The sequence below is a fragment of the Nonomuraea pusilla genome, from assembly GCF_900109355.1.
GTDB classification, from domain to species: Bacteria; Actinomycetota; Actinomycetes; order Streptosporangiales; family Streptosporangiaceae; genus Nonomuraea; species Nonomuraea pusilla.
The window spans coordinates 521,603-545,837 of the sequence record NZ_FOBF01000004.1 but is presented as its reverse complement, the minus strand read 5'-3'; the positions used below and the strand labels follow the sequence as shown (position 1 = coordinate 545,837).

Sequence of the window (24,235 nt, the reverse complement as noted above, 5' to 3'; positions counted from 1 at the left end):
TGTGCCATGAATATCGCGATCGTCGCTTCCGCCGAGGGGAACCAGCGCCACCGCATCCTCGCCGTCGCCAAGGAGCTGGGGCGCGACCACCACGTCACCATTTACTCCCGTCGTGACAACGCCGAAGGCAAGCCCAGGACGCGGGTGTGCCCGGGAGTCACGCTTGAGCACATCGACGTGGGACCCGCCATTAACCTGTCCCCCGACGACGTTGCGCCGTACCTGAACGCCGTCGGCAGCCGGCTCATGGAGCGCTGGCGGCAGGACAGGCCCGACGTGATCCACGCGCACTCGTGGACCTGCGGCCTGGCCGCCGTCGCCGGGGCCAAGGACCTCGGCCTGCCGGTGACGCAGACCTTCCACCACGTGGACGCCGCCCACAAGAAGCTTGAACTGGCGCTCGGCCGCCGGGCCAACGCGGTGATCGCGGGCTCGGGCGACGAGGAGTCCGCGCTGATCAGGCTCGGCGTGCCGCGCGGCAACATCGCGGTCGTCCCGTACGGCGTCGACACCGAGCGCTTCCAGCGCCGCGGCGCGGTCGCCACGCGCGGCTCGCGCAAGCGGCTGCTGCACGTCGGACCGCTCACGCCCGAGCGCGGCGCGTACACCGCCGTGCGAGCGCTGCAGGTTCTGGCCGACGACGTGGAGCTCGTCCTCGCGGGCGGCCCCGAGCCCGAGGAGCTCGACGACGACCTCGACGCGCGCCGCCTGCGCGCCCTCGCCGAGCAGCTCGGCGTGGCCGACCGGGTGACCCTCCTCGGCCAGGTCAAGCGCGCCTCGGTGCCGAAGCTCATGCGCAGCGCCGACGCGGTGCTGTCCATCCCGCGCGAGTCCGTGACCGGCGTGGTCGCGCTGGAGGCCATGGCCTGCGGCGTCCCCGTGATCGCCTCCGCCGTGGGCGCCCACCTCGACTCCGTCATCGACGGCGTCACCGGCCTGCTGGTGCCGCCGGACCGTCCAGTACGCACCGCCCGCCTGGCCCGCCACCTGCTGTCGGACCAGACGCTGCGCACCGCGCTCGGCTACGCGGGCGCCGACCGGGCCCGCTCGCGCTACTCGTGGGAGCGCGTCAGCCAGGAACTCGTCCGCGTGTACGAGGCCGCCTGCGCCTGACCACGCCTGACCGCGCCTGACCGCACCTGACCACGCCCGAGCCCGCCCGGCGCCGCGGCGCGCCGGCCGGGACGCCGCCCGGCGCGCTCCCGGGGGTGTTACAGGAGTGAGATCTTTGCTTTGATGGGGCGCATGCGTGGTTCCCTCGTGGCCGCGGCGGCGCTCCTCGCCGCCGTCGCCCTCCCCCAGAGCGCGCAGGCGTCGAGCTGGGGCGCGCCCGTCCTCGTCGAGAACTTCGACGGCCCGTCCCTCGACACCGGCAGGTGGATGGTCTACCACTCCCCCGGCGCGGCCAGGAACCCGCGCACCGGCAGGGCGACGACCGTCGCGAACGGCGTGCTACGCCTCAAGGGCGGCGACTACGGCGGGCGCGACCTGTCCGGCGGCGTCGCGAGCCGCCTCGCCCAGCAGTACGGCCGGTGGGAGGTGAGGTTCCGCGCCGAGGCCGGAGCCGGGTACACGCCGGTGGCGCTGCTGTGGCCCGCCGACGGCGGCGGCGAACACGCCGAGGTGGACTTCGCCGAGATCGTCGACCCGCGCCGGCAGGGCGGCGGGATCTTCGTCCACGGCGAGGACGGCCGGGCGCGGCGGCCGTTGCGGGCCGACTTCACCCGCTGGCACACCGTCGCCGTCGACTGGCTGCCGGGCAGGCTGACCTTCTGGCTCGACGGCAGGAAGCTGTGGGACTACCGCGGCGACCTCGTCCCCGACGGCAGGAGGATGGGTCTCGCCCTGCAGAACGACGTGGTGTGCGAGCCGCGCTGCCGCGACGCCGGCACCCCGCCCACGGTCTCCATGTACGTCGACTGGGTGAAGATCTACAAGGCCCGCTGACCGGGGCGGGCCCGGCCGGCGACGCCGGCGCTACGTCGCGCCTCGGCCGAGGAGCCTGGCCGCCTTCAGCGCGAGGTGCACTGCCAGCCGGTCGTCGCCGTCCGACAGGTCGCGGTGCGTCAGCCGCTCGGCCTTGCCCAGCCGGTAGTACAGCGTCTGGCGGTGCACGCCCAGCTCGGCGGCCGTCTTCTGGGCGTGCCCGCCCAGGTCGAGGTACGTCTCCACGCTCTGGGCCAGCTCCGCGTCCAGCCCTGCCGTCTCCGCGGCCAGCTCGCGCAGGTCCGACTGGCCCAGCCTGGCCAGCAGCCGGTGCACGCCGAGGTCCTCCCAGCGGGCGACCGGCGCGAACCTCGGGAAGTGCTCGGCGACCCGCAGCGCCTGCCTGGCCTCGCGCCAGCTCTGCCAGGCGTCCGCCGGGTCGGGCCTGGCCCCGCCGACGCCCGCCGCGGTGCCGTACGCGCTCTGCACCGTCTGCGCCACCTCGGCCGCCAGGTGCGCGGGGGCGAGCAGCGCCACCGGCGAGCCGGCGCGGGCGAGCACGCCGCGCGGCAGCGTCCACAGGGCGGCGACCCGCTCCTCCGACTCGCGCACCGCGATCGCCGTGACCGGGCCCGGCACCTCGATCGTGGCGGTGGCCCGCTCCTCCGGGTCGCCCGACAGCAGGGCGCGCAGGCCCCGCCCGAGGTCCTGGCGGCTCCTCGCCTCCTGCGCGAGCGCGGCGGCGGCCCTGGCCACCAGCGGCGCCGCCGTCCGCAGCGTCGCCTCCGGCAGCCGGCCGTCGTCGAGCAGCCACAGGTAGCCGTACGTCACGTCGCCGTGCCGCAGCGGCCAGCACACCCGGGCCAGCACCTTCAGGTCGGCGTCCGCCGGGATCCTGACCGGGCCGCCCGCCCTGGCGATGCCGTAGCGCTCGAAGTACTCGCGCACCTCCCCCGTGGCGCGCCTGCGCAGGATCGACTCCTGGCGGACGGTGTCGATGTCGCCGTGCTGCGCGCCGTACGCGAGCAGACGGAACGAGCGGTCCTCCAGCGTCGCGGACGCCCCCAGCCGGGCGGCGATCTCGTCGACGAGCTCCTGTAGATCGGCGGTGTTGTGCATTTGTATGACAGCCTGCCACATCTGGCGTTACCGCCGTCAATGGCATGCTCTGAGCTGGGTTTTTAGACTGGAAAGCATGCTCGGTCAACTGCTACTCGCCGCCTCGCGGAGCGGCCTCGTGCGCCGATCCGTCTCCGGCTTCCCGCTCACCCGGAAGGTCGTCGAGCGGTTCGTGGCGGGCGAGAGCGTCGAGGACGCCCGCGCCGCCATCGAACGGCTGCGCGACGCCGGCCTCGCCGTCACCGTCGACCACCTCGGCGAGGAGACCCGCGACGCGGGCGCCGCCAAGGCCACCGCGCAGGCCTACATCACGCTGCTCGACGCGATGCGTCCCCTCGGGCTCGGCCGGGGCGGCGAGGTCTCGGTGAAGCTGTCGGCCGTCGGCCAGGCGCTCGACGACGCCATGGCGCTGGACCACGCCCGCGCCATCTGCGCCGCCGCCGACGCCAACGGGTCCACCGTCACCCTCGACATGGAGGACCACACCACCGTCGACTCGACGCTGTCGATCCTGCGCGAGCTGCGCGCCGACTACCCGGCGACCGGCGTGGCGATCCAGGCGTACCTGTTCCGCAGCGAGGCCGACTGCCGCGACCTGTCGGCGGAGGGCTCGCGCGTCCGGCTCGTCAAGGGCGCCTACCGGGAGCCCGCCTCCGTCGCCCACCAGGGCAAGGCCGCCGTGGACAAGGCGTACGTCCGGTGCCTGCGCATCCTCATGGCGGGCAAGGGGTATCCCATGCTGGCGACGCACGACGACCGCCTGATCTCGATCACCGAGCTGCTCGCCGACCGCTTCGGCCGGTCGATCGGCGACTACGAGTACCAGATGCTCTACGGAATCCGTACCGACCGGCAGGAGGCCCTGGCCGGAGCCGGTCACACGGTCCGCGTGTACATCCCTTACGGCGACGACTGGTACGGCTACTTCATGCGCCGCCTGGCCGAACGGCCCGCCAACGTCGCCTTCTTCCTTCGCGCCCTTGGGGGTAAGTAAATGGACGCCATCAGCAACGTCCCCGTGCCGGCGAACGAGCCCGTGCTCGGCTACGCGCCGGGCAGCGCCGAGCGGACGGCGCTGGAAGCGCGCATCAAGGAGCTCGCCGGCGCCTCGGCCGAGCTCACCATGACGATCGGCGGCGAGCAGCGGCTCGGCGGCGGTCCGTCCATCGACGTGGTCCAACCGCACAACCACGCCTCCGTCCTGGGCCGTACCAACGACGCTACGGCCCAGGACGTGAAGGAGGCGATCGACAGCGCGCTGGCGGCCGCCCCCGCCTGGCGGGCGCTGTCGTTCGACGAGCGCGCGGCCGTCTTCCTGCGGGCCGCCGACCTGCTGGCCGGGCCGTGGCGGGCGACGCTCAACGCCGCCACCGTCCTCGGCCAGTCCAAGTCGGCGCAGCAGGCGGAGATCGACTCGGCCTGCGAGCTGATCGACTTCCTGCGGTTCAACGTGGCGTACGCGCGCCAGCTCTACGCCGAGCAGCCCGTCTCGTCGCCCGGCGTGTGGAACCGGATGGAGTACCGGCCCCTCGAAGGGTTCGTGCTGGCGATCACGCCGTTCAACTTCACCGCCATCGCCGGCAACCTGCCGACGTCCGCCGCGCTCATGGGCAACGTCGTCGTCTGGAAGCCGTCGCCCACGCAGCAGTTCGCCGCGCACTTCACGATGCGGCTGCTGGAGGCGGCGGGCCTGCCTCCGGGCGTCATCAACCTCGTCACCGGCAACGGCCAGGCCGTCTCCGAGGTGGCGCTCGGCCACCCGGCGCTCGCCGGCATCCACTTCACCGGCTCCACCGCCACGTTCCAGCACCTGTGGGCGACCGTCGGCTCGAACATCGGCTCGTACCACTCCTACCCGCGCCTCGTCGGCGAGACCGGCGGCAAGGACTTCGTCCTCGCCCACCCCTCCGCCGACCCGGCCGTGCTCCAGACCGCCCTCGTCAGGGGCGCCTTCGAGTACCAGGGCCAGAAGTGCTCCGCCGCCTCCCGCGCCTACGTGCCGCGCTCGCTGTGGAACCGGATGCGTGACGACTTCGTCGCCGTGGCCGAGTCGCTGACCGTCGGCGACGTCGCCGCCGACCTGTCCACGTTCATGGGCGCCGTCATCGACGCGCGGGCCTTCGCCAAGCACAAGGCCGCCATCGACCGGGCGCGCGAGTCGTCGAGCATCGACGTCCTCACCGGCTCGTACGACGACTCCGTCGGCTACTTCGTCAGGCCGACCGTGCTGGAGTGCGCCGACCCGACCGACGAGATCTTCGTCAAGGAGTACTTCGGGCCGATCCTCGGCGTCCACGTCTACGACGACGCCGACTTCGACCGGGTGCTCGACCAGATGGAGAGCGTCTCGCCGTACGCGCTGACCGGCTCGATCATCGCCGACGACCGCTACGCGATCGCGGCGGCGTCGGAGAAGCTCCGCTTCGCGGCGGGCAACTTCTACGTCAACGACAAGCCGACGGGCGCCGTGGTCGGCCAGCAGCCGTTCGGCGGCGCGCGCGCCTCCGGCACCAACGACAAGGCCGGCTCGATCTTCAACCTGATCCGCTGGGTGAACGCCCGCACGATCAAGGAGACCTTCGTCCCGCCGACCGACCACCGCTACCCGCACATGGGCTGACGTCTGCCTGCCGAGCAGCGGTCCCCGGGTCTCACACGCGAGACCCGGGGACCTTCGGCGGTGGCTCGCGCCTCGGAGATCCGCACCTCCGGTTTACTCGTGATCACGTGCCCGCGCACCACCGAAGCGATCTCCACGTCGATCAACGCCGGGGCGTGCACCTTGTGCGCCAACCTCTGACGGGGTCGTACGGGACCGGCTCATCAGCAGCGATCTTGGCCATCACCAATATGCATGCAAGAAGGCTCTTTCCCCTTGTGGTCACAGGGGGAGGGCCGACGCCAGGCGGTGGATGACGGCGGTTTCCCTGTCGTCGGCGGGGCCCGGGGCCGGGGCGTGTTCGGTGATGGCGGCCCCCACGACGCCGTCCAGCGCGGCCACGAGGTCGATCAGGCGGTCGGGGAGCAGGCCGCCCGGCTCCGGGTAGCAGACCGAGCCGAACGCCTCCGGGTCGAGGACGTCCAGGTCGATGTGGACGTAGACCGGGCCGGTGACGCCGTCGAAGGCGGCCTCGACGTCCTCGACGCCGTGGACCCGCAGCCCCGTCCTGCGCAGGTAGTCGCGCTCGGTCACGTCGCCCGCGCGCACCCCGGCGAGGATCACCTGGGCGGGGTCCAGCGGACGCGCCGGGGTGAGCGGCGCCGGGCCGTCGCCGAGCAGGGTGCGCAGGACCATGCCGTGGAACGCGCCCGAGGGCAGGGTGTCGGGGTGGTACACGTCGGGGTGCGCGTCGATCCAGAGGACGGTCAGCCGGTCGCCGTGTCGGGCGCGGGCGGCGGTGATCGGGGCGAGGTCGACGCCGCAGTCGCCGCCGACGGTGATGACGGCGTCGTCGATGCCGGCCAGGGCCTCCTCGGTGCGGCGCAGGTTCTCCACGAGCACGTCGAGGGCGCGCGTGCCGTCGCGTTTCTCCCCGGGGTCGTCCAGGACGGGCACCGTGACGCGGGCGTCGGCGGGGACCAGGCCGGCGGCGCGGAGGGCGCCGGGCGCCAGGCGGGGCGCGTGGCCGGAGGCGGAGCCCTGCCACTGGGGGACACAGAGCACTGTCGTCATCCGGTGACCATACGACGTCCCGCCTCCGGCCGCCACCGCCTCCTTCCGTGGAGCGCCGTCAGGGGACGCGGGTGGCGGCCGACGTCCCCCGACGGCGGTGCGGCTTCGGTCAGCGGCAGGCGACGCGGTAGGCGTCGAGCTCCAGCCGCTTCTTCAGCGAGTTGAAGTTCTGGGCGTTGGACTTGGAGCAGAACTGCGACGTGGCCAGCTTGTACTCCACGGTGAAGACGGCCTTGCCGGCGCGCACGAACTGGTCGTAGCCGTAGTCGCCGTTCTGGGCGGTGGTGCACTCCTTGTACTGCCAGCACTGCTCGTTCAGCGCCCAGTCGAAGTACGGCAGCAGGCGCGGGATCTGCGGGATGTCGTTCTTCAGCCCGGCGGACAGCCCGCGCTGGTGGGCCTCGTTGGCCAGCCAGGCGTTGTAGCGGAGCTGGTCGTCGGCCGTCAGCTGGAAGCCGCTGTCGTTGGTGTATCCGTCGACGTTGTCGAACTCGACGGCGTCGAAGCCCTTGGCCTTGCACATGTCCAGGCGGGCCCGCATGATCTGGCCGAGCTCGCCGTCGTACCGGCGGATGTCGAGCCAGCGCTCGCCCTCCCAGCCGTCCAGGGGCTTGCCGAGGACGGAGGCGGGGAAGGCGCCGGCGTCGGGGCGCCAGTCCTCGTACGAGCCGGCGCTGAGGTAGCAGACGACCTTGCGCCCGGCCTTGGTCTCGTGCAGCCGGCGCACGGTGGCGGCGGTGGCGTTGAAGCCGTCGATGTCGTACATGACGACGTCGAGGAAGGGTTCGGCGGGCACCGTGGACAGCTGCCACTGCCAGCTGGTGTTCAGCGCGGGACGCCAGCACCCGGGGCACGCGACGGGCGCGGGCAGGTCCGCCCGTGACGCCGCCGCCGAGGACGCCGCCGTCGAAGGCGCCGCCGAGGACGCCGGTGACGCCGCGGCCGGTGAAGCTGCTCCCAGCCCGGCCGCCAGCATCGCGCAGGCGGCCGTGATCGCTGTCAGGAAACGCATGTCTCTCCTCACATGACAGGTGGTGATGGACAGTGGTGATAGACAGGCCCCTTGCGACGGGCTGTTCCGCACTCTCCGCGCCTGCCGGCCCTGGCAGCCCGCGGAGTGGCGCGGCCCAGGGAGTTCTGCAGGGCACGCGCCAGCCTCGGTGTACGAACCTCCTCAGTTACCGGTGAACAGGGCGTTGACCTGCTGGTTGGCGGCGGTCAACGCGGTGGTGGCGTCCTTCCTGCCGAGCCAGATCTCCTCCATCGCGGTGGAGACGATCTGGTTGATCTCGTCGCCGTGGTCGCTGACGGGGAGCAGGAAGGTGTCCTCGGCGGCCTGCACGAACGCGTCCACGTCCCTGCCCTTCGCCTGGTGGGCCTTCAGCGCGCGTTCGCCGGACGACGAGACGGCCGGGAACACCACGGCGTTGTCGGCGACGATGTCCTGGCAGGCGGCCGAGCCGAGGAACTTGACCCACTTCCAGGCGGCGTCCTTGTGCTCGGTGCCGGCGTAGATGACGTCGGCCAGCCCGTTGAAGGCGGACTTGCGGCCTTCCGGCCCCTTCGGCAGCGGCGCGAACGCGAACTTCTGCTCGGTGGAGCCGAGGTAGGTCTGGATCATCCACGACCCGGTGATGCCGAGCGCCGCCTTGCCGGAGGTGAGCACGGCGTCGATGCCGAGCGAGCTGGTCTTGTCGTACGGCGGCGCGTAGCCCTTCTCGATGAGGCGGCGGAACCAGGTGGCGGTCTCGGCCAGCTTCGGGCTGTCGTAGAAGTACTTGGTGCCGAACGGGTTCTTGTCGATGTAGTCGAAGCCGTTGGAGACGGCGAGGTCGCCCCAGCCGTTCTGGCCCTGCGAGCCGTCGTTCAGCTCGGGCATGATGCCGTACACGGCGACCTTGGTCTTGTCGAAGCCGGGCTCGTCGCCGCGCTTGCCGTTGGCGTCGACGGTGAGCCTGGCGATGGCCTTCTCGAACGTGCCGCCGTCGGCGGGGTTCCAGGTCAGGTCGGACAGGTCCACCCCGGCGCGCTTGGCCAGCCCGGTGTTGTACACGACGGCTATGGTGTCCCAGTCCTTCGGCAGGCCGTAGCGCTCGCCGTCCTTGACCCACAGCTCGGCCAGGCCGGGCCGGTACTGGCCGAGGTCCACCTTGTCGGCCTTGACCATCGGCTCGATGTCGAGCAGCTGCCCGTTCTTGACGAACTGCGGGTAGTAGGAGGCCTGCATCGTGATCACGTCGGGGGCGCCGCCTGACACCATCTGGGTGGTGAGGTTCTGCCAGTACTGGTCCCAGGCGTTCTGCGAGATCTTGATGCTGATGCCGGGGTTGGCCTTGCTGAAGGCGTCGGCGCACTGCTGGTAGGCGCCCTGCTGCACGTCGTCCCAGAGCGCGTACGTCAGGGTGGTCGTCCCGTCGCCGGAGCTCTGGGCGGCGCCGCAGCCGGTCGCCAGCACCAGCACGGCAAGACAAGCCCGAAATTTCATGCTCTACCCCTTCATGCCGGAGAACTGGATGGAGTCCACGAGCCTGCGGCCGAAGAAGACCACCAGCAGCAGGACGGGCACCACGGACAGGGCGGAACCGGCCATCAGCCCCGTCCAGTCGGGCGCGGTGTTGGGCGACTGCTTGAGGAAGACGCCGAGCGCGGCGGTGAGCACCCGCGTCTCCTCCCCCGGCGCGACGAGCAGCGGCCACAGGTAGTCGTTCCAGGTCCAGACCGCGGTGGTCAGGGCCAGGGTGAGCAGCGGGCCCTTGGTCATCGGCAGGACGACCCGCCAGAAGATGACCCCCTTGCCCGCCCCGTCGATGAGCGCGGCCTGCTCGACCTCGCGCGGGACGCCGAGGAAGAACTGGCGCAGGAAGAACACCGCGAACGGCGTCATCAGCAGGCTCGGCGCGACCATCCCCTGGTACGTGTCGAGCCAGCCCAGCTCCTTCACCAGGACGAAGTTGGGCAGCAGCGTGAAGATCGGCGGCACCATCAGCGCCGCGACGAAGAGCCCGAACAGCAGGTCGCGCCCGGGGAAGCGCAGGCGGGCGAAGGCGTAGCCGGCCATCGCGCACAGCACGGTCTGCACACCGGTGATCAGCCCGGTGTAGACGACGGAGTTGGCCAGGTAGCGGAAGAAGTCGAGGTCGGCGCCGGAGCCTCCGGCCGCCCTGGCCTCCTCGCGGGTGGCCAGGCCGAGCACCCGCTGGAAGTTGAACAGCGTCGGGTGCCGCGGCAGCAGCCCCGCGTTGTCCACGGCCAGCTCGCGGCCGGGGGTGATCGCGGTGCGCAGCATCCAGTAGAGCGGGAACAGGGAGATCACGATGGCCAGCACCAGGCAGGCCCAGGCGAACAGTCGGCCGAGTTTCATGCGAGGTCCGAGGTGGAGGCGCGCAGCAGGCGCATCTGGACGAAGGTCAGCACGCCGAGGATGAGCACCAGGCTCAACGCCAGCGCCGAGGCGTAACCCATCTTGAAGTGGGTGAAGGCCTGCTCGTAGATGTAGTAGTAGACGACCCTGGTGGCGTTGACGGGGCCGCCCTTGGTCGTGACCGCGACGGTGTCGAACAGCTGGAACGACCCGATCAGCGTGACCACCAGGACGAACGCCAGGATGGGCCGCATCAGCGGGAGCGTGATGCGGAAGAACGTCCGCACCTCGCCCGAGCCGTCCAGGGCGGCGGCCTCGTACACCGTGGGCGGCACCAGCAGCATGCCGGCGTACAGCAGCAGCGCGGTGTACCCGACGCCGCCCCAGGAGTTGATCACCGCGACGCTGGTCAGCGCGAGGTCCGGCGAGGTGAGGAAGCCCTGGTTGTCCAGGCCGAGTCCCACCAGCAGGTGGTTGAGGAAGCCGAGGTTGGCGTCGAGGAGCCACATCCACAGCAGGGCGGTGGTGACGCTGGGCACCAGCCACGGCACCAGGAGCAGCGACCGGATGACGAGCGACCTGGTCAGCCGGTGGAGCAGCGCGGCCAGGCCGAGCCCGGCGACCAGCTGGACGGCGATGGTGATCGCGACGTACCCGAAGGTCACCTTCAGCGAGTTCCAGAAGAGCGGGTCGCCGACGAGCTTGGCGTAGTTGCCCAGGCCGACGAACCGCGGCTCGGAGAGCAGGTTCCAGTCGGTCAGGGAGTACCAGGCGCCGCGTAAGGACGGGTACACGTAGAAGACCGCGAACCCGATCAGCACGGGGGCCAGGAACGCGACGGCGAGCCTGCCGTCACCGCGATTCACCATGCCGACCTCGATTTCACCATGCCGACCTCACCTGCCGGACCTGCCGATGGACGTTGGAGCCATCATGGCGACTTACGAAAGGTTGTCAATACCTTCGATGAATCACAAGTATTGACAAGATAACGAAGGTGCTGGGAGCGTCCTCCCCATGGATCTCCTTGTCATCGGTGACGCCAACCCCGATGTGATCGTCTCCGGGGCGCCCCGGCAGCCGGCCTTCGGCCAGCGCGAGGAGCTGGTGGAGAGCGGACGGCTGGTGCTGGGCGGGTCCGGGGCGATCACCGCGTGCGGCGCCGCCAGGCTCGGCCTGCGCACCGCCTTCGTCGGCCGGGTGGGCGCCGACCCGGCCGGCGCCTTCGTCCTCGACGAACTCACCCGCCGCGGCGTGGACGTCTCGGCCTGCGTGGTGGACCCCGACGCGCCCACGGCCCTCACCGTGGTGCTCGCCGACGGCGCCGACCGGGCGATCCTGACCGCGTCCGGCTGCCTCGACCGGCTCACCACCGCCGACGTGCCCGCCGGCCTGCTGCGCGACGCCGCGCACGTGCACGTCTCGTCGTACTTCCTGCAGCCGGGACTGGCCGACGGCCTGCCCGCGCTGTTCCGGCAGGCGCGCTCCACCTCGCTCGACACCAACGACGACCCGTCCGGGCGTTGGGAGGGGCTGGACGAGCTGCTCGCCGTGACCGGCCTGCTGCTCCCCAACGACCGGGAGGCGCTGCGGCTCGCCGGCGAGGACGACCTGCCCGCCGCCGTCCGCAGGCTCGCCGCCACCGGCACCACGCCCGTCGTCAAGTGCGGCCGGGACGGCGCGCTGACGATCGACGGCGGCGAGCTCGTGTCCGTCCCCGCGCGCGAGGCACGGGTCGTCGACACCGTCGGCGCGGGCGACAGCTTCAACGCGGGCCTGCTCGCCGCCCGGCACAGGGGGCTCGGCGTACGGCGCAGCCTGGAGATCGCCGTGGCCTGCGGCACCCTATCCACCCGAGCCGCGGGGGGCACAGCGGCGCAGCCGACCTGGGAGGACGTCACAGCATGAAGAACCCGAAGATCGTTTTCGTCGGCGCAGGCAGCGTCGTGTTCACCCACGGCCTGCTCGCCGACCTGCTGGCCCACCCCGAGCTGCACGACATCACCGTCGCGCTGCACGACATCGACCCCGAGCGGCTCGCCGTCGCCGAGGCGGTCGCCCGCAGGATCGCCGCGGCGCGCGGCGCCCGGCCCGCCGTCACCGCCACCCTCGACAGGCGCGCCGCCCTCGACGGGGCCGACTTCGTCATCAACATGATCCAGGTCGGGGGGCACCGGGCCACCGTCACCGACTTCGAGATCCCCGCCCGGTACGGCCTGCGCCAGACCATCGCCGACACCATCGGCGTCGGCGGCGTCTTCCGCGCCCTGCGCACCTTCCCCGTGCTGGACGCGCTGGCCGCCGACATGGCGGCGGTCTGCCCCGACGCGCTGCTGCTCAACTACACCAACCCGATGGCCATGAACGTCTGGTACCTGGCCGGCAAGGTCCGCAACGTCGTCGGCCTGTGCCACTCCGTCTACTGGACCACGCGCGGCCTGGCCGACCTGGTGGACGTGCCGTACGAGGAGGTCGCCTACGTCGCCGCAGGCGTCAACCACCAGGCGTGGGTGCTGCGCTTCGAACGCGACGGCGAGGACCTTCACCGGCGGCTCGACAAGGTCCTGGACGAGCGGCCCGAGCTGCGCCGCAGGGTGCGCATGGAGATGTACCGCCGCCTCGGCCACTACCCGACCGAGACCAGCGAGCACTCCGCCGAGTACCTGCCGTGGCTGCTGCGCCACGACGGCGAGATCGACCGCCTGCGCCTGCCGGTGGACGAGTACGTGCGCGTCAGCGAGGAGAACGTGCGCGAGTACGAGCGCACCCGCGAGGCGATGCGCGCCGGCGCCGAACTGGAGATCGCCGGCACCGACGAGTACGCCCCCCAGATCATCCACAGCATGGTCACCGGCAGGCCGCGCGTCGTCTACGGCAACGTCGTCAACGACGGCCTGATCTCGAACCTGCCGCCCGGCTGCGTGGTCGAGGTGCCGTGCGCCGTGGACGCCACGGGCGTCCGCCCCACCCGCGTCGGGGCGCTCCCGCCGCAGTGCGCGGCGCTCAACCGGTCGTACGTGAACGTCAACGAGCTCACCGTGCGCGCCGCCGTCGAGGGGCGGCCCGAGCACGTCCGGCACGCCGTCATGGTGGACCCCAACGCGTCGGCCACGCTCACGCTCGACCAGATCTGGCAGATGTGCGACGACCTCACCAGAGCCCACGGCGACCTTCTCCCCGAGCCCCTGCGCGCCACGCTCGTCAGCTGACGACCTCGACCCGCAGGCCACGCTCACGCAGCGCCGCCACCACGCCGGGGTCGGCCGACTCGCCCGTGATGAGCAGGTCGACCTCGGACAGCGCGCAGATCGGCGCCATCTCGACGACACCGAGCTTGGAGGAGTCGGCGACCACGACGCGCCGGCTCGCGGCACGCAGCATGCGCTGCTTGATCTCGGCGTCGGGCAGGTTGACGTTGGTGACGCCGGCCTCCGGATGCACCCCGCCGCAGCCGAGGAAGACCGTGCCCGCCCTGATGCCCTCCAGGATCCTGGTGGCGAGCGGGTCGACCAGCGAGTGCTGCTGGCGGCGCAGGCTGCCGCCGGTCACCACGACGGCGAAGCGGGGCAGCGCGGGCTCCAGCTCCAGCGCGGTGCGCAGGCCGTTGGTGAAGACCGTGACCTCGGTCAGCTCGGCCCTCGCCACCAGCTCCCGCGCCACGGCGGCGGTGGTGGTGCCCGCGCCGAGCAGCACGCTCTCCCCCGAGCTCACCAGCCGGGCCGCCGCCCTGGCGATGAGCGCCTTCTCCACGGCCGCCGTGCCGAGCGACAGCTCGAAGGACGGCTCGGTGCGGGGCTGCGGCCCCGCCGCCACCGCGCCGCCCCGCACGCGGCGGACCTTCCCCTGCTCCACCAGCGCGTCGAGGTCGGCCCGCACGGTGACGGTCGAGACGCCGAACGCCTCGGCCAGCTCCGCCACCCGGGCGAACTCCTGCTCCATCAGCAGGCCGAGCATGCGCTCCCGCCGCACCTCGGTGGGCATCGACTCGCTCATGCGGTGGTCGTCCCGGCGGTCGTGCCCGTGATCGTGGCGGGCAGCAGGCCCGCGTGCGCCTCGATCAGCTCGTCGCACAGCGCCTCGATCGCGGGCAGCGACAGCGTCGCCGCCGTGTTCGGATCGACCATCGCCGCGTGGTGGACGTGCCTGCGGTCGCCGTCGAGCACGGCGCGCACGGTCAGCTCGACCACGTTGAGGAACGTGCGGTGCAGGGCGACGAGCTGCACCGGCAGCTCGCCCACCGGCACAGGGTGGATGCCGTCAGCGTCGACCCTGGCGGGCACCTCCACGCAGCTGCTCTCCGGCAGGTTCGTGATCAGGCCCCTGTTGGCGACGTTGACGTAGACCTCCTTCTCCTCGCCGGTCAGCACGGCGAGCATCGCCGCCGCCGCGGGCTCCTGGTGCTGCCAGCGGATCAGCAGCGGACGCCCCGCCGACAGGGCGCGGCGGGTCTCCTCGTACAGGTGCAGGTTCTTGCCGGAGCGGCGCAGGTACTCCTCGACCTGCACGCCCAGCCGCGCCGTCTCGGCGGGGTGGCGCAGGAACCACGGGACGTACTCGGCGGCGTGCTCACTGGACTGCGTCGGGAAGTAGCCGAAGCGGCGGTACATCTCCACCCGCACGTGCCCCGGCTCCAGGAGGGCGTCCAGCTCGGGGTAGAGCGAGCGGCCCTCCGCCTCGAAACGCAGGACGAACGATTGGTGGTTGAGCCCCGCGCTGAGGAAGTCGATCTCGTCGACCCTCCGTCCCACGAGGTCCGCCAGGTACGTGTGCGTGTCGCACACCGCGTGACAGACCCCCGCGAACCGCTCGAACCCCGTGGCCTCGCGCACCGCCCAGCCGATCATCGCCATCGGGTCGCCGCAGTTCAGCAGCCAGGCGTCGGGGCACAGCTCGGCCATCTCGCGGCCCAGCTCCACGAAGAACGGGATCGTGCGCAGCCCGCGGAAGATGCCGCCGATGCCGATGGTGTCGCCGATCGTCTGGCGCAGGCCGTACCGGTGCGGGATCTCGAAGTCGCGCAGCGTCGCCTCGAAGCCGCCCACGTCGAGGTAGCTGACCACGAAGTCGGCGCCGTCGAGCGCGCGCCGCCGGTCGGGCGCCACCGTGATCGCCGCCCGCGCGCCCGCCTCGGCGTCGAGCGCGCGCACCAGCGCCTCGCCCGTGGCGAGCAGCCCCCCGTCGGCGTCGTGCAGCACGATCTCCAGCTCGCCGCGCAGCGACGGGGTGAGCAGGAGGTCGGAGACGACCCTGCGGGTCAGCTCGACCTGGCTCAGCCCCACGAAGACGATCCGCGACATCCCACCTCCCGCCCGCTACGTGCGCGAAGACTACAACGTCCGGTCAGCGGCGGCGAGTCCGCCGCCGCCGCGGGGCGCCGGGCCCGGCGGACGGGCGCCCGGCCGTGCCCGGTGCTCGTTAAGATCGGGAAGGTGATGGCCCACGGCGCCCCCCGCAGCGCTCCCCACGGTGCCTCCCCCAGCGCCCCCCACAGTGCTCCCCACAGTGCTCCCCACAGTGACGCCCACGTCCCCGGCCTCGGTCCCGACGACCCTCTCCAGCTCGGCCCGTACCGCGTCGCGAGCCGGCTGGGCAGAGGCGGCATGGGCACCGTCTACCTCGCTGAAGGACCCTCAGGGCCCGTCGCGATCAAGGTGATCAACCCGCATCTGGCGGGCGACCCCGAGTTCGTCGTGCGGTTCCGCCAGGAGGTCGCCGCCGCGCGCCGGGTGCACAGGTTCTGCACGGCGCCGGTGCTCGACGCCCGGCTGGAGGGCGACCCGCTGTGGGTGGTGACCGAGTACGTCGCCGGTCCCGACCTGGGCCGGGTCCTGCGGGAGAACGGCGCGCTCGCGGGCTCCAACGTCGAGGCCCTGGCCGTCGGCGTGGCCACCGCGCTGACCGCGATCCACGGCGCGGGCATCGTCCACCGCGACCTGAAACCCGGCAACGTGCTGCTCTCTCCGCTCGGCCCCCGCGTCATCGACTTCGGCATCGCCCGCGCCCTCGACGCGGGCGACGGGCAGACGGCCACCGGCGCGGTCCTGGGCACGCCCGAGTACATGGCCCCCGAGCTGCTGTCGGGCGAGCGGGCGGGCCCGCCCGCCGACGTCTTCGCCTGGGGGTGCGTGGTGGTGGCCGCCGCCACCGGGGTCTCGCCGTTCGCGTCGAGGACGGTACAGCAGGCGTTCTACCGGGTCATGCACGACGAGCCCGACCTGAGCCGGGTCGAGGCGGGGCTGCGCCCGGTCGTCCAGGCGGCGCTGAGCAAGGACCCCGCCGCCCGCCCCACGGCGCAGGAACTGCTCGCCACGCTGGTGCGGCGGCCCGACGTCGACACCGCCGACGTGGCGGGCACGCTGCGGCTCGACCTGTCGTCCATCGCGTCCACGCCGGCGGGCCCGCCCCCGCCCGCCCGGCCCCGCGGCCCGTTACGGGCGCGTCTGGCCGACCTGGGCATCGGCGCGGCCGCCGGAGCGGGCGCGGTCGCGCTGGTGGTGGCGGCGACGCTGGGGCTCCGCCTGCTGCCCGACCGGCCCCCGGCGGGCGACGACGTCGTGTACGAGGACCAGTTCGCCGCGGACGGCTCCGGCTGGGTCAACGACTTCACCGGCGTCGAGAGCTCCCGCGGCTACACCGGCGACGGCCGCTACACGATGGCCACCGACAGCTCCACGACCCACCGATGGGCGCAGGCTCCGGTCAACGCCGTCCTTCCCGACGACTCCCTGGTGTCGGTCAAGCTCGACCTCCGCCCGGCGCATCCGGGAGGCTGGAACGGCGTCTACTGCGAGTACTCCTCCGACGACAGCGACGAGAACGACTTCTTCTACGTCCTGGAGGTCCGGGGGCTCGGCGACGCGAAGATCGTCAAGGTGGTCGGGGGCGTGTGGTCCGACGTCACCCCCGACGTCGCCGTCCCCGGATTCAAGAAGGAGAACGTCCCGCTGCGCGTGACGTGCGCGCGCGGCGACGGCGAGGTGCGGCTGGGGCTGTGGGTCGGCGACGAGCGGGTCGCCGAGTACGCCGACACCGACGCGGCCAAGGCCACCGGCCGGCCGCGGTTCGGGCTGCACGTGGAGAGCCCGCCGAACGCCCGGTCGTGGGCCTACTTCGACGACTTCTCCATCGCCCGGCTCCCCTGAGCCGCGGACGCCTCGGAGGGGGCGCGGCTTTACCGGGCCGCGGGTTACCCCCGGCGCCGGAGGGCAGGCGGAAGGGTGGTCGTCGAACGGAGGAGGCACGTCATGGCCGTCGGACGCACCACCACGGAGCACACCACCCAGCCCACGCAGGGCGGGGGCGACGGGCGAAGGCAGGTCAACGTGCCCGTACTCGGACGGGTGACGGTGCCGCCGCCCGAGCAGCTCGCCTTCTACGGCGTGCTGGCGGCGCTGGGGGCCCTGGAGATCGTGGAGTGGCCCGTGGTGCTCATCGTGGGAGCCGGTCACGCCCTGTCGCGTCAGCACCGCTCCCGTTCGCTGCAGCAGGCCGGCGAGGCGGCCCAGTCGGCCTGACCTCTTCGCGACTTTGAGTGACGGATCAGTCACGCTGCGAGTAGGCTGTCGGCGCGAGGTGGAGATTCCGAAGGCCGAGTAGGACGCGCCGGCGCGCCGGCGCGCTTCACCCCGCACGCCGTGCCCCGCCCGCCCGCCGGGCGGGGCCGCACCCTTTCCCCAAGTCCTCCGTGTCGCTTGCTCTCCTCTCGCCTCCTTCCTGCGAGAGGCTCCTTTCCTCCCGCTCTGTGGGGATAATCCCGGCATGCCATCCCTCCTCACCCCCGCCATCGCCGCGGGCGCGCTCGCCCGCTCCGCCCAGCCCACCGTGCCCGCCGGAGAGGGCGTGACGCTGCGCCCCTGGCGACCCGACGACGCCGACGCCGTCATGGAGGCGTTCCAGGACCCCGGCATCCAGCGCTGGCACGCCCGCAGGGCCGACTCCGTGGACGAGACGCGCGCCTGGATCGAGGGCTGGCGCGCGGCCTGGCAGGCGGAGACGGACGCCCACTGGGCGATGGCCGCCACCGGCGCGGACCGGCTGCTCGGCCGGATCTCACTGAAGTCGTTCAACCTGGTCGACGGCACGGCGGAGGTCGCCTACTGGACGGCGCCGTGGGCGCGCGGCGGCGGCGTCTGCACCCGGGCCGTGCTGGCGGTGGCGGGCTGGGCACTGGACGAGGCCGGGTTCCACCGCCTGGAGCTGCAGCACTCCACCGGCAACCCGGCCTCCTGCCGGGTGGCGGCCAAGGCGGGGTTCGAGGCGGAGGGGACGCGCCGCGGCGCCGCCCTGCACACCGACGGCTGGCACGACATGCACCTGCACGCCCGCGTCAGCGACCGCCACCGGTAGACCGCAGGAACCGGTGGACCGCGGGAATGCGCGCCCACGTCGGCGGCAGCCGCCGGTCGGCCGCAGGCAGGCACCTGGCGGCGTGACGACCGCCGCCGTACGGCCCGGGCCGCGGCCTCCCCCGCCCGCCTCCGCCGGAGCAGGTGGGCGGCCAGGTGGGCGCTGATATCGTTATCAACCGGTGGCCTGCGGAGAAGGGGGTCCGGTGTCGGGTGTCCGGCGGGGCGCGCGTCCCGCGGTGATCGGCGACGTGGCGCGGCTGGCCGGGGTGTCCAACCAGACCGTCTCCCGCGTGCTCAACGAGCGGCCGAACGTGCGCCCCGAGACGCGCGAGCGCGTGCTCGACGCGATCCGCCGCCTCGACTACCGTCCCAACCTCATGGCCCGGGGCCTGGTCAGGCAGCAGCCGCACACGATCGGCGTGATCAGCTTCGACACGGTGCCGTTCGGGCCCGCCTCCACGCTGCTGGGCATCGGCAGGGCCGCCCGCGCCGCCGGCTACGGCGTCACCATCGCCACGCCCGAGAGCCACGACCGGGGCAGCATCATCGAGGCGGCGGGCGACCTGGTCGGCCACGCGGTGGCCGGGGTGATCTCCGTGTTCGCCTCCCGCGCCGCCGCCACCAGCGCGATGCTCAGCCTGCCCGAGGGGATGCCCGCCGTCGCGGTGGAGGCCGCGCCCGATCACTCCACGGCCACCGTCCGCATCGACCAGGCGGCGGGCGTCCGCATGGCCGTGGAGCATCTGCTGCACCTCGGCCACGAGACCGTGTGGCACGTCTCGGGGCCGCGCGACCGCATGGACGCGCAGACGAGGGTCGAGTCGTGGCGTGCCGCGCTGGAGGAGGCGGGCCGCCAGGCGCCGAGGGTCGTCCCCGGCGACTGGAGCCCCGAGTCGGGCTACCAGGCGGGCCTGGAACTGGCCGAGCGGCGCGACGTCACCGCCGTCTTCGCCGCCAACGACCACATGGCGCTCGGCCTGCTGCGCGCCTTCCACGAGCGCGGCATCAGGGTGCCGCAGGACGTCAGCGTGGTGGGGTTCGACGACATCCCGGAGGCGGCGTACCTGATCCCTCCGCTCACCACGGTGCGGCCCGACCACGAGGAGGTGGGCCGGCGGGCCGTCGAGACGCTGCTGCGCCTGGTCGGCGGCGAGGAGGCGCAGGAGCCGCCGCCCGTGGCGCCCACGCTGATCCGCCGCGCCAGCACCGCCCCCGCACGCGGCTGAGGCCGGGTCCGGTGGGCGGCTACGGGGTCAGGTAGCGGGCGCGCAGGGCCTCGGTGACGGCGTCGTCCACGCCGAGGCCGCCGGTCACGTACGCCTGCACCGAGCCGTGCGACGCGGTGAGGTCGGCCAGGAACAGGCGCATCACCTCCTCAGGGGCGCGGCCGTAGCCGGGCCAGGAGGGCGTCGTGCCGCCGTGTGCCGCGCTCCAGTCGGCGACGAGCCGTTCGGTGGCCAGGCCGGTGAGGGCGAAGTCCTCGATGATCGTCTCCTCGTCCACGCCGAGCAGCGTCAGGACGAGCGCGGCGAGCAGCCCGGTGCGGTCCTTGCCGGAGGCGCAGTGCATCACCAGCGGGGCGCTGTCGTCCTCCGCGATCACCTCCAGGGCCCGCCTGAGCTCCTTGACGCCGTCGAGCGCCACCTCGGCGTACCGGTCGGCGAGGTAGCGCCCGACCTCCACGTCCTCGCCCAGCGACGCCTGGTCGTAGGGGCGGTGCTCGATGCTCAGGTTGTGGTACGCCAGACCGTCGTGGTGCGGCACGCGGCCACTGCCGGCGATCTCCCACGGGTAGCGCAGGTCGATCACGGTGCGTACGCCGAGGTCCAGGAACCGCCGCCAGTCCTCGCCCTGGAGCTTGGACAGCGAGTCGGAGCGGTACAGCCGGCCCCACCGCACGGTCCGCCCGTCGCGCGTCGGGTATCCGCCGAGGTCCCGGAAGTTGTGCAACCGCTCGAAGGCGACGTGTCTGGTCACCCGGGCCACCCTAGCCGACCATGATCAGGGCGTTTCCTCCTGGTGGGTCTCCCCGACGGGGAACAGGTCGAAGTGGACGACGACGTGGCCGGTGCCGGGCGGCGGCGCGGCGGGCTCGGCCTGGGCCGCCTGGGCGCGGCCGTCGGACAGGCCGCGGTAGCGCTCCAGCACGGCGAGCACCTCGTCCCGCAGCCCGGACGCCTCCTCGACGGTGAGGCGCAGCGACCTGCGCGCCAGGACGCTCGCCCGCACCCATTCCTCGCGGGTGCGCTCCTCCTCGGACCGCCACCGGTTCAGCTCGGCGCCCCGCTGGCGGACGAGGTCGTCCAGCAGGTACGTCAGGGCGCTCGCCGCCTCCGGGTCCTCCGCCGGGTCGCCGTACGAGAAGCCGCCGGGGGTGACCCGCCAGAACTTCTCCTTGCCGCGCCCCATGCCCGGGACGACCTCGATGATGCCGTGCCTGGCCAGCTCCCTGAGGTGGTAGCTGGTGGCGCCGGTGTTCTGCCCGAGGAGGGCGGCCAGGCGCGTGGCGGTGGACGGCCCGTGCTCGTCGAGCAGTTCGAACAGGCGCAGGCGGAGCGGGTGGGCGAAGGACTTGAGGGCGTTCGCGCCGAGGGTGCGGGCGGAGAAGCTCTTGCGCGGCATCGCTATGCACACCTATCTTTGCAAAGAAAACTATGCACACTTTCCCTTTCACAGTAGCGGAGCAGAGCATGGCGCGTCCCAGCCGGTCGTTCGGGTTCCTGTGGGCGTCCACGGCGCTGTCCAACGTCGCGGACGGCCTGCTCAAGGTGGGCGCGCCGCTGCTGGCCGTGTCGATGACCAGGTCACCGTCGCTGGTGTCGCTGGTCCAGGCCGCCGCGACGGCCCCGTGGCTGCTGTTCGCGCTCCACGCGGGCGCGTTCGCCGACCGGGCCGACCGCCGCCACGTCATGGTCACCGCCAACGTGGCCCGCGCCGTCGTCCTGGCGGGGGCCGCGGCGGCGGCCGCGTCCGGCCTGCTCGACCTGTGGACGCTCGTCGTGGCGGTGCTCCTGGCCGGAGTGGCCGAGGTCTTCGCCGACACCTCCGCGCAGTCGATCCTGCCGATGACGGTGCCGGACGCCCGCCTCACCCAGGCCAACGGGCGCGTCATGGGGGCGCAGATGATCGGCAACGAGTTCACCGGGGCACCCGCGGCGGGCCTGCTCGCGGGGCTGCTGCCCGCCGCGCTCTTCGGCGGGCCCGCCGTCCTGTACGCCGCCGCCGGGCTGCTCCTGCTCGGCATGCGCGGGACGTACCAGGCGACCCCGGCGGGGGCTCCAGGCGACGGCGACGAGCGGGACGGCGCGGCACGGGCCGCAGGCGACGGCGACCGGCGGGACGGCGCGGCGGGGGCGGGCGACGGCGGCGGCCGTGCGCGCCGGTCCCTGTTCGGGGAGATCCGGGAGGCGCTGCGCTTCCTGTGGGGGCACCGGCTGCTGCGCGGGCTCGCGGTCTCGGCGGGCCTGCTCAACCTGGCCAACGCGGCGTACTTCGCCGTGTTCGTCCTGTGGTGCGTCGGCGACGGGTCCGCGGTGGGGCTGGAGCCGGGCGCGTACGGGCTGATCATGACCGCCATGGCGGTGGGAGCCGTGGGCGGCTCGCTGCTGAGCTCCAGGGCGGCGCGTGCGCTGGGCGAGGCGCGCACGCTGCTGGGCGCCTGGCTGGCGAGCACTCTCCTGCTCGTCGTGCCCGTGGCGGCCCCCACCCCCTGGGCGCTCTACCCGACGGCGGTGCTGTGGGGGCTCGCCGGCGCGGCGGGGAACGTGCTGGTCATCTCGGCGCGGCAGCGCCTCATCCCGGGGCCGCTGCTGGGGCGGGTCAACTCGGCGTACCGGCTCGTCGGCATGGGCGGCATGCCGCTCGGAGCGGCGCTGGGCGGGGTGGCGGCGGAGTTCGCGGGCCTCGCGCCGGTGCTGCTGTGCGCCGCGGCCGTGTGCCTGGGCGCCGTGGGGCTGGCGCGGCGCGCCCTGTCTGATCGAATTTCTGGGGCCCTGACCAGCGCGGCCACACTTTCCGACATTTCCAGATCACGTTAGGCACGCTATGTCCCGTGCGGAAGTGTCATGATTATCCCCGAGCTTGAGGGGATGGTATGCGGGACATCGGCGGACGGTACCTCCTGACCGAGGAGGCCGGTCGTGGGGGCATGGGAGTCGTCTGGCGTGCGTTCGATCAGCTTCTCCATCGCGAGGTGGCGCTCAAGGAGCTGACACTGTCCGGCGAGGTCGAGATGGTGCGCCGCCGGGTGCTGCGTGAGGCGCGCATGGCGGCCGGGCTCACGCACCCCAACATCGTCACGGTCCACGACCTCATCGAGGAGGGCGGCAAGCTCTGGATCGTGATGGAGTACCTGCACGGGCTCTCCCTGCACCAACTGCTCTCCCAGGTGGGCACGCTCCCCGCGCAGTCGGTGGCCGCGATCGGCCAGCACCTGCTCGCCGCGCTGCGCACCGCCCACCAGGCGGGGGTGCTGCACAGGGACGTCAAACCGGCCAACGTCATGCTGACCGGCGACCGGGTGGTGCTGACCGACTTCGGCATCGCCACCGCCGAGGGCGACATCCGCATGACGACGTCGAGGCGGCTGCGCGGCACGCCCGCGTTCATGGCGCCCGAGCGGCTGTACGGCGGGCCCGCCAGCAAGGAGGCCGACATGTGGTCCTTCGGCGCGACGCTGTACAGCGCCGTGGAGGGCCAGCCGCCGTACCCCGGGCAGGACGCCGCGACCGTGCTCGGCATGGCGCGGAGCGGCAGCTACCCGCCGCCCCGGCGGGCCGGCGTGATGCGACCGCTCATCGAGGGCCTGCTGCACCACGACCCGGTGCGCCGCTTCACGCCCGAGCAGACGGCGGCGCTGCTCGCGGGCATGCGGGCGAACGCGTACCAGGCGGCCATGTGAACCCCGGCGGCCGCCTGACCCGCGGGCCGGGACCTCGCGCCTGACGCGCGCCCGGCCCGTGGGCGTGTTCCGCTCTCAGTCCTTCTTGGCGCGGGCCTCGGCCTCGGCGGCGTCCATGGCGGCGGCCTCCTCCGGGGTGGGCGCCGTGCCGCCCAGGTGCGCGGGCTGCCACCACACGCCCGGCGGCACCTCCGGGTAGGTGCGCTGCGCCTTGTCGACCAGGTCCGTCAGGCGGGCGTGCAGCTCGCTGGTGTGCTTGTCGACGTCCTCGCCGCGCTTCGGGTGCATCGGCTCGCCCACCAGGATCGTGATGGGGACGTGCCGCTGCAGCAGGCTCTTCGGCCTGCCCTTCGTCCACAGGCGCTGGCTGCCCCACAGGCCGACCGGGATGACCGGCGTGTTCGTCGCCTGGGCCATCCTGATCGCGCCGTTCTTGATCTCCTTCACCGTGAACGAGCGGCTGATCGTGGCCTCGGCGAACACGCCCACCACCTCGCCGCCCTTCAGCATGCGCAGCGCCGTGGCGTACGAGCCCGCTCCCGCGCCGCGGTCGACCGGGATGTGGTGCATCCCCCGCATCAGCGGCCCCGACACCGGGTGCTCGAACACGTCCTGCTTGGCCATGAAGCGCACCAGCCGCTTGGACGGCAGCGCGGCGAACCCGGCGAAGATGAAGTCGAGGTAGCTGATGTGGTTGCTGACCAGCACCGCTCCCCCGGTCCGCGGCACGTGCTCGGTCCCCTCCAGGTGGAAGCGGTAGTCGAGCACGCGAAAGAGGGTCCGCGCGGCGGCGATCACCGGCGGGTACACGATCTCAGCCATGAGCTGACGGTAGCCTACCCCGGCAGGTGCGGCGGCCCCGTCCGCCCGGCGGGTGGCCCGCCCCGAGGTCGCGAGGCTTGCCGGAG

At 72.8% G+C, this 24,235-nt stretch carries 23 protein-coding genes; 12 read left to right on the top strand and 11 right to left on the bottom strand.

Going from position 1 to position 24,235, the window contains the following annotated elements:
* Positions 1–6 precede the first annotated feature (6 nt).
* The gene (locus BMX74_RS11465; RefSeq protein WP_055502940.1) at positions 7–1,113 is read left to right on the top strand and encodes a glycosyltransferase; all 1,107 of its coding nucleotides are present in this window, start codon (positions 7–9) and stop codon (positions 1,111–1,113) included.
* Positions 1,114–1,245: 132 nt separating this feature from the next.
* Entirely contained in the window at positions 1,246–1,947 is a 702-nt protein-coding gene (locus BMX74_RS11460) for a glycoside hydrolase family 16 protein (RefSeq protein ID WP_177227308.1), read from the top strand.
* A 30-nt stretch (positions 1,948–1,977) separates the two neighbouring features.
* On the opposite strand, the gene BMX74_RS11455 is transcribed toward BMX74_RS11460, so the two are convergent.
* Complete coding sequence (locus BMX74_RS11455; RefSeq protein WP_055502942.1) at positions 1,978–3,045, bottom strand: PucR family transcriptional regulator; 1,068 nt, start codon at positions 3,043–3,045, stop codon at positions 1,978–1,980.
* 76 nt (positions 3,046–3,121) lie between these two features.
* Between BMX74_RS11455 and BMX74_RS11450 the strand changes: the two genes are divergently transcribed.
* Positions 3,122–4,039, top strand: a complete 918-nt coding sequence (locus BMX74_RS11450; protein ID WP_055502943.1) for a proline dehydrogenase family protein — start codon at positions 3,122–3,124, stop codon at positions 4,037–4,039.
* A complete protein-coding gene (gene pruA / locus BMX74_RS11445; protein ID WP_055502944.1) occupies positions 4,040–5,665 on the top strand; it encodes an L-glutamate gamma-semialdehyde dehydrogenase in 1,626 nt (541 codons plus the stop codon).
* A gap of 261 nt (positions 5,666–5,926) precedes the next feature.
* On the opposite strand, the gene BMX74_RS11435 is transcribed toward pruA, so the two are convergent.
* The 5 genes from BMX74_RS11435 to BMX74_RS11415 all read right to left on the bottom strand — a co-directional run bounded on the left by BMX74_RS11435 (position 5,927) and on the right by BMX74_RS11415 (position 10,948).
* Entirely contained in the window at positions 5,927–6,718 is a 792-nt protein-coding gene (locus tag BMX74_RS11435; protein WP_091100060.1) for an arginase family protein, read from the bottom strand.
* 109 nt (positions 6,719–6,827) lie between these two features.
* Positions 6,828–7,730, bottom strand: a complete 903-nt coding sequence (locus BMX74_RS11430) for an endo alpha-1,4 polygalactosaminidase (protein WP_218153935.1) — start codon at positions 7,728–7,730, stop codon at positions 6,828–6,830.
* Between the two features lie 162 nt (positions 7,731–7,892).
* Positions 7,893–9,203: an ABC transporter substrate-binding protein gene (locus tag BMX74_RS11425; protein WP_091100058.1), complete on the bottom strand. Its 1,311-nt coding sequence runs from the start codon at positions 9,201–9,203 to the stop codon at positions 7,893–7,895.
* A 3-nt stretch (positions 9,204–9,206) separates the two neighbouring features.
* Positions 9,207–10,079 carry a carbohydrate ABC transporter permease gene (locus BMX74_RS11420; RefSeq protein ID WP_055502948.1) on the bottom strand — a complete coding sequence of 291 codons (873 nt, stop codon included), beginning with the start codon at positions 10,077–10,079 and terminating at the stop codon, positions 9,207–9,209.
* Entirely contained in the window at positions 10,076–10,948 is an 873-nt protein-coding gene (locus tag BMX74_RS11415; protein ID WP_091100056.1) for a carbohydrate ABC transporter permease, read from the bottom strand. Before BMX74_RS11415 ends, BMX74_RS11420 begins: the two co-directional genes overlap by 4 nt.
* 148 nt (positions 10,949–11,096) lie before the next feature.
* Here BMX74_RS11415 and BMX74_RS11410 point away from each other — a divergent pair, with 148 nt between their 5' ends.
* Positions 11,097–11,987, top strand: a complete 891-nt coding sequence (locus BMX74_RS11410) for a carbohydrate kinase family protein (protein WP_091100054.1) — start codon at positions 11,097–11,099, stop codon at positions 11,985–11,987.
* Positions 11,984–13,288 carry an alpha-glucosidase/alpha-galactosidase gene (melA, locus tag BMX74_RS11405; RefSeq protein ID WP_055502951.1) on the top strand — a complete coding sequence of 435 codons (1,305 nt, stop codon included), beginning with the start codon at positions 11,984–11,986 and terminating at the stop codon, positions 13,286–13,288. Before BMX74_RS11410 ends, melA begins: the two co-directional genes overlap by 4 nt.
* On the opposite strand, the gene BMX74_RS11400 is transcribed toward melA, so the two are convergent.
* Both BMX74_RS11400 and BMX74_RS11395 read right to left on the bottom strand, forming a co-directional pair.
* Positions 13,281–14,072, bottom strand: coding sequence for a DeoR/GlpR family DNA-binding transcription regulator (locus BMX74_RS11400; RefSeq protein ID WP_055502952.1), 792 nt, complete (start codon positions 14,070–14,072; stop codon positions 13,281–13,283). The two genes, melA and BMX74_RS11400, sit on opposite strands and share 8 nt — an antisense overlap.
* On the bottom strand, positions 14,069–15,376 hold the full coding sequence (locus BMX74_RS11395; RefSeq protein ID WP_055502953.1) for a family 4 glycosyl hydrolase: 1,308 nt from the start codon (positions 15,374–15,376) through the stop codon (positions 14,069–14,071). Before BMX74_RS11395 ends, BMX74_RS11400 begins: the two co-directional genes overlap by 4 nt.
* 135 nt (positions 15,377–15,511) lie before the next feature.
* On the opposite strand from BMX74_RS11395, the gene BMX74_RS11390 reads away from it, so the two are divergent.
* The 4 genes from BMX74_RS11390 (at position 15,512) to BMX74_RS11375 (ending at position 19,653) form a co-directional block, all read left to right on the top strand.
* Positions 15,512–17,221 (top strand): serine/threonine-protein kinase, encoded by a 1,710-nt coding sequence (locus tag BMX74_RS11390; protein WP_256256889.1) that lies wholly within the window; start codon positions 15,512–15,514, stop codon positions 17,219–17,221.
* Positions 17,222–17,323: 102 nt separating this feature from the next.
* The gene (locus BMX74_RS11385; protein WP_055502955.1) at positions 17,324–17,593 is read left to right on the top strand and encodes a hypothetical protein; all 270 of its coding nucleotides are present in this window, start codon (positions 17,324–17,326) and stop codon (positions 17,591–17,593) included.
* A gap of 244 nt (positions 17,594–17,837) precedes the next feature.
* On the top strand, positions 17,838–18,425 hold the full coding sequence (locus BMX74_RS11380; protein ID WP_055502956.1) for a GNAT family N-acetyltransferase: 588 nt from the start codon (positions 17,838–17,840) through the stop codon (positions 18,423–18,425).
* A gap of 205 nt (positions 18,426–18,630) precedes the next feature.
* The gene (locus BMX74_RS11375) at positions 18,631–19,653 is read left to right on the top strand and encodes a LacI family DNA-binding transcriptional regulator (protein WP_055502957.1); all 1,023 of its coding nucleotides are present in this window, start codon (positions 18,631–18,633) and stop codon (positions 19,651–19,653) included.
* A gap of 19 nt (positions 19,654–19,672) precedes the next feature.
* Here BMX74_RS11375 and BMX74_RS11370 read toward each other — a convergent pair whose 3' ends face one another.
* Complete coding sequence (locus BMX74_RS11370; protein WP_091100050.1) at positions 19,673–20,404, bottom strand: tyrosine-protein phosphatase; 732 nt, start codon at positions 20,402–20,404, stop codon at positions 19,673–19,675.
* 24 nt (positions 20,405–20,428) lie between these two features.
* On the bottom strand, positions 20,429–21,049 hold the full coding sequence (locus BMX74_RS11365; protein ID WP_055502958.1) for a winged helix-turn-helix domain-containing protein: 621 nt from the start codon (positions 21,047–21,049) through the stop codon (positions 20,429–20,431).
* Between the two features lie 68 nt (positions 21,050–21,117).
* Here BMX74_RS11365 and BMX74_RS11360 point away from each other — a divergent pair, with 68 nt between their 5' ends.
* Both BMX74_RS11360 and BMX74_RS11355 read left to right on the top strand, forming a co-directional pair.
* Complete coding sequence (locus BMX74_RS11360; protein ID WP_091100048.1) at positions 21,118–22,464, top strand: MFS transporter; 1,347 nt, start codon at positions 21,118–21,120, stop codon at positions 22,462–22,464.
* Between the two features lie 56 nt (positions 22,465–22,520).
* Positions 22,521–23,327, top strand: a complete 807-nt coding sequence (locus BMX74_RS11355; RefSeq protein WP_082534844.1) for a serine/threonine-protein kinase — start codon at positions 22,521–22,523, stop codon at positions 23,325–23,327.
* 75 nt (positions 23,328–23,402) lie between these two features.
* Here the strand turns inward: BMX74_RS11355 and BMX74_RS11350 are convergent, their stop codons facing one another.
* Positions 23,403–24,149, bottom strand: a complete 747-nt coding sequence (locus tag BMX74_RS11350) for a lysophospholipid acyltransferase family protein (protein WP_055502960.1) — start codon at positions 24,147–24,149, stop codon at positions 23,403–23,405.
* Between the last annotated feature and the right edge of the window lie 86 nt (positions 24,150–24,235).

Bases quoted from the DNA above. Each gene is read 5' to 3' on its own strand.
- BMX74_RS11400 (WP_055502952.1), bottom strand. From the start codon at position 14,072: ATGAGCGAGTCGATGCCCACCGAGGTGCGGCGGGAGCGCATGCTCGGC.
- BMX74_RS11465 (WP_055502940.1), top strand. From the start codon at position 7: ATGAATATCGCGATCGTCGCTTCCGCCGAGGGGAACCAGCGCCACCGC.
- BMX74_RS11460 (WP_177227308.1), top strand. From the start codon at position 1,246: ATGCGTGGTTCCCTCGTGGCCGCGGCGGCGCTCCTCGCCGCCGTCGCC.
- BMX74_RS11410 (WP_091100054.1), top strand. From the start codon at position 11,097: ATGGATCTCCTTGTCATCGGTGACGCCAACCCCGATGTGATCGTCTCC.
- BMX74_RS11420 (WP_055502948.1), bottom strand. From the start codon at position 10,079: ATGAAACTCGGCCGACTGTTCGCCTGGGCCTGCCTGGTGCTGGCCATC.
- BMX74_RS11360 (WP_091100048.1), top strand. From the start codon at position 21,118: ATGGCGCGTCCCAGCCGGTCGTTCGGGTTCCTGTGGGCGTCCACGGCG.
- pruA (WP_055502944.1), top strand. From the start codon at position 4,040: ATGGACGCCATCAGCAACGTCCCCGTGCCGGCGAACGAGCCCGTGCTC.
- BMX74_RS11385 (WP_055502955.1), top strand. From the start codon at position 17,324: ATGGCCGTCGGACGCACCACCACGGAGCACACCACCCAGCCCACGCAG.
- BMX74_RS11450 (WP_055502943.1), top strand. From the start codon at position 3,122: ATGCTCGGTCAACTGCTACTCGCCGCCTCGCGGAGCGGCCTCGTGCGC.
- BMX74_RS11430 (WP_218153935.1), bottom strand. From the start codon at position 7,730: ATGCGTTTCCTGACAGCGATCACGGCCGCCTGCGCGATGCTGGCGGCC.
- BMX74_RS11425 (WP_091100058.1), bottom strand. From the start codon at position 9,203: ATGAAATTTCGGGCTTGTCTTGCCGTGCTGGTGCTGGCGACCGGCTGC.
- BMX74_RS11415 (WP_091100056.1), bottom strand. From the start codon at position 10,948: ATGGTGAATCGCGGTGACGGCAGGCTCGCCGTCGCGTTCCTGGCCCCC.
- BMX74_RS11435 (WP_091100060.1), bottom strand. From the start codon at position 6,718: ATGACGACAGTGCTCTGTGTCCCCCAGTGGCAGGGCTCCGCCTCCGGC.
- BMX74_RS11380 (WP_055502956.1), top strand. From the start codon at position 17,838: ATGCCATCCCTCCTCACCCCCGCCATCGCCGCGGGCGCGCTCGCCCGC.
- melA (WP_055502951.1), top strand. From the start codon at position 11,984: ATGAAGAACCCGAAGATCGTTTTCGTCGGCGCAGGCAGCGTCGTGTTC.
- BMX74_RS11350 (WP_055502960.1), bottom strand. From the start codon at position 24,149: ATGGCTGAGATCGTGTACCCGCCGGTGATCGCCGCCGCGCGGACCCTC.
- BMX74_RS11365 (WP_055502958.1), bottom strand. From the start codon at position 21,049: ATGCCGCGCAAGAGCTTCTCCGCCCGCACCCTCGGCGCGAACGCCCTC.
- BMX74_RS11355 (WP_082534844.1), top strand. From the start codon at position 22,521: ATGCGGGACATCGGCGGACGGTACCTCCTGACCGAGGAGGCCGGTCGT.
- BMX74_RS11390 (WP_256256889.1), top strand. From the start codon at position 15,512: ATGGCCCACGGCGCCCCCCGCAGCGCTCCCCACGGTGCCTCCCCCAGC.
- BMX74_RS11455 (WP_055502942.1), bottom strand. From the start codon at position 3,045: ATGCACAACACCGCCGATCTACAGGAGCTCGTCGACGAGATCGCCGCC.
- BMX74_RS11395 (WP_055502953.1), bottom strand. From the start codon at position 15,376: ATGTCGCGGATCGTCTTCGTGGGGCTGAGCCAGGTCGAGCTGACCCGC.